Annotated in this window: 1 protein-coding gene; it reads right to left on the bottom strand. The window is 66.6% G+C overall.

The window, feature by feature from the left end; all coding sequences use genetic code 11:
* Nucleotides 1-3,994, bottom strand: a 3,994-nt coding sequence (locus tag AAFM15_RS10705; RefSeq protein ID WP_341686701.1) for a SwmB domain-containing protein, incomplete at both ends; no start/stop codon positions are given.

Below are 3,994 nucleotides of genomic sequence, written 5' to 3' on the forward strand. Positions count from 1 at the left end.
GTCCACGGCGTCGGTGAAGAGGGTTTTTTCTGCCACGGCAGCGGCAGGCAGGATGGTTTCCAGGCCCAGGGCGGTCAGCTTGGCGTCGTCCAGGGTGATGGTGGGGGTGCCACCGTTGTCGTCGGCGTTGTTGGCCAGGGTCAGCACGGCTTGGTAGGCGTCGACGATGGCTCGGACTTCGGTCTCTTCGTTGGCTTCTGCGCCGACCAGCGGCACGCTGGCGAGCACGCTGTTGATTTGGGCCACGGTGGGTTTGCCGTCTGTGCCGTTGTTGGTGCTCAGGCCGTTGGGGGCGTTGACGATGCCGGCGTTGACGTAGTCGGTGGCGTCGGGGGCGGGGCTGTTGGTGGGTGCGCCGCCATTGTCTTGGGCGTAGGCGGCAATTCTGGCCAGCGCAACCGTCTTGGCGTTGGTGGGGTCGATCACGCCGTCCACCAGGCGCTTGAGTTCGTCAATGGTGGTGACGGGGGCGCCGTCGCTGTTGGCTTGCGCCAGGCGGGCTTGCACGGCGGCTTCTTTGTCTGCGGGCACGGTGGCCGCGCCCAGCAAGGTGTTGATTTGCGCTGCGCTGGGGGCGGTGCCGGCGTCACCTGTGTAGGCGGCGGCCAGTTTGGCGGCGTTGGCCAGGGCGGCGAGCTTGGTGTAGCTGTCCACTTCGGCTGCGGTGGCGTTGTCCACGGCGTCGGTAAAGAGCGTTTTTTCTGCCACGGCAGCGGCGGGCAGGATGGTGTCCAGGCCCAGGGCGGTCAGCTTGGCGTCGTCCAGGGTGATGGCGGGGCTGAGCTTGGTGGCCGTCGTGCCACCGTCGTTGTCCGCGTTGTCGGCCAGGGCGAGCACGTCTTTGACGGCATCGGCCAGGGCTTGCACTTTGGCCACGGTGTTGACGTCGGTGGGCTCCTTGCGGTCGATGATGCTGCCCAGCAGGCCTTCTTTGGTGGCATTGTCCACGCCGTTGACGCCAATGGCGGCGTATTGCGTTTGCGTGGGGTTGGTGTCGCTGTCGGCCACGCCGTCAGCGGCGGCGGTGATGGCGCTGTAGGCGGTGACCAGGGCTTGCACTGCGGCGGCCGTGGGCACTTGCGCGGCTTGCACTTCGGGCTCGGCCAGGGCGCTGTTCATGGCTGCCACGGTGGGCTGGCCTGCGCCGTCGATGCCGCTGACGCCAATGTTGGCGTAGTCGCTGGCGTCGGGGATGAGGCTGGGGTTGCTGGCGGCAGCGGCACCGTCGTCTTGTGCGTAGGCCTGGAGTTTGGCCAGGGAAGCGTCGTAGGCCGCAATCGCGGCGGTCACCACGGCTTGCAGTTTGGCCACGGTGTCCACGGCTGCGCCGGTGTCGGCGGTGCGCGCAATGGCCATTTGCACGGCTTTGAGGTTGTCGGCGGTGATGCCGCTGGCGTTGACGCCCCCGGCGTTCAGGTAGTATTTGACGACTTCGGTTGCGGTGGCGTTGCCGTCGGCACTGTCGGCGGCGGCCATGACTTTGGCGGCGAGGCTGGCAATGGCGGCCAGCTGGGTGTGGGTGGCGACTTCGCCTGCGCCTTTGTCGGCGTTGTCGTAGGCGTCGGTCAGCAGGCTGAGCGCAGCGTCTTTGGTGGTGCTGGTGGCGCCCAGGTCAATGCCGTTGGGGTTGGTGGCGTCTTTGTCCAGGCCCAGGGCGATGACGTCGGCAGCGCTCAGGGCGATGGCGGGGGTGCCACCGTTGTCGTCGTTGTTGTTGGCCAGGGTCAGCACTTTCTGGTAGGCGTCGACGATGGCTTGGACTTCGGGCTGGCTGTCGGCTTCGTCGCCCACGAGCGGCAAGCTGGCGAGCACGGTGTTGATTTGGGCCACGGTGGGTTGGCCTGCAGCGCCGATGCCGCCAACTTGGGCGTTGACGTAGTCGGTGGCGTCGGGGGCGGGCTTGGTGGCGTCGTCGGCGTAGGCCTTGATTTTGGCCAGCGCTGCGGCTTGGGCGGCTTCGGGGTTGACCACGCCGTCGACCAGGCGCTTGAGTTCGTCAATGGTGGTGACGGGGGTGCCGTCGCTGTTGGCTTCGGCCAGGCGCGCTTGCACAGCGGCTTCTTTGCCTGCGGCCACGGTGGCTGCGCCACTGAGCAGGGCGTCGATTTGCGCGGCGGTGGGGGCTGTGCCAGTGCCTGTGTAGGCGGCGGCCAGTTTGGCGGCGTTGGCCAGCTCGGCGAGTTTGGTGTAGCTGTCCACTTCGCCTGCGACGGCGTTGTCCACGGCGTCGGTGAAGAGGGCTTTGTCTTCGGCGGTGCTCAGCAGTGTGTCTACGCCCAGGTTGCTCAGTTGTGCGTTTGTCAGCGCGGTGGTGCCGGCCTGGTCGGTGCCGTCGGCCAGGGTCAGCACGGTTTTGTAGGCGTCGACGATGGCTTGGACTTTGCCAGTGTTGTTGGCCTCGTTGCCAACAAGCGGCACGCTGGCGAGCACGCTGTTGATTTGGGCCACGGTGGGTTTGCCGTCGCCTGCGGTGGTGCTCAGGCCGTTGGCGCCGTTGACGATGCCGGCGTTGATGTAGTCGGTGGCGTCGGGGGCTGCGCTTGTGTTGGTTTCGGCGTAGACAGCGATCTTGATGATCGCTTCGATCTTGGCGTCGTCGGGGTTGAGCACGCCGTTGACCAGGCGCTTGAGTTCGTCAATGGTGGTGACAGGGGTGCCGTCGCTGTTGGCTTCGGCCAAACGGGCTTGCACGGCGGCCACTTGCGTTGCGTTGCTTGCGTCCACGGTGGGAGCACCCAGCAGTGCGTTGATTTGCGCTGCGGTGGGGGCGGTGGAGCCTGCACCAGTGGCTGCGCCTGTGTAGGCAACAGCCAGTTTGGCCGCATTGACCAGGTCGGTGAGCTTGGTGTAGCTGTCCACTTCGCCTGCGGTGGTGTTGTCCACGGCGTCGGTGAAGAGGGCTTTTTCGTCGGCGGTGTTCAGCAGGGTGTCCAGACCCAGGTTGCTCAGTTGTGCGTCTGTGAGTGCGGTGGTGCCTGGCTGGTCGGTGCCGTCGGCCAGGGCCAACACGGCTTTGTAGGTGTCCACAATGGCTTGCACTTTGGCTGTGGTGTCGGCCTCATTGCCGACCAGCGGCACGCTGGCGAGCACGCTGTTGATTTGGGCCACGCTGGGTTCGCCTGTACCGCCCATGCCAGTGACACCGGCGTCGGTGTAGTCCTGCGCCCCGGGGGTGGGGTTGACTGCCCCGTTGTCTTCGGCATAGGCCGCGATTTTGGCGAGCGCGGCTTTTTTCTCAGGGGTGATGGTCGAGCCGTTGGTGACGCCCTGCCCGCTCAGGCTGCTGACGTCGTTGCCGGCTTTGTCCTGGATGGCGGCGGTGTCGTTGCCGGTGGTGGGGTCGGTGTAAGTGACGGTGACGGTCTGGTTGTTGGTGATGGTGTCGCTCATCTCCAGGGTGACGGTGTTGCCGCTGACCGTGACGGACTTGATGGCGCCGCCCACGCTGGCGCTGAAGGCGCCGATGCCAGGGGGGTTGGTGGCGTCGAGCGTGTCGCTGTAGGTGAGAACGATTTGGGTGCCGTCGGCGCTGACTGCGGCCGAGGTGAAGACCGGGGCAACGGTGTCGGTGAACGTGGCGCTGGCCGGGGCGCTGGTGTTGCCTGCAGCGTCGGTGGCTTTGACGGTGACGGTGCCGGTGGTTTGCGATGTGGCGCTGGTGGCGCTGTAGTTGCCGTTGGCGTCTGCCGTGGCTTGCACTTTGCTGCCGTCGGGCATGGTCACTTCGACGGTGCTGCCGGGTTCGGCTTTGCCACTGACGGTGAGTTTGCCGTCGGCGCTGGCAACCAGGGTGGTGTCGGTGGGGGCCGCAGGGGGCGTGGTGTCGCTGTAGGTGGCGCTGGCAGGGGCGCTGGTGTTGCCTGCGGCGTCAGTGGCGGTGGCGGTGACGGTGCCACTGGGTTGGGGCTTGGCGCTGGGGGCGCTGGTGGCGCTGTAGTCGCCGTTGGCGTCTGCCGTGGCTTGCACTTTGCTGCCGTCGGGCATGGTCACTTCG

This window comes from Limnohabitans sp. (assembly GCF_038134685.1).
Classification (GTDB): domain Bacteria; phylum Pseudomonadota; class Gammaproteobacteria; order Burkholderiales; family Burkholderiaceae_C; genus Limnohabitans_A.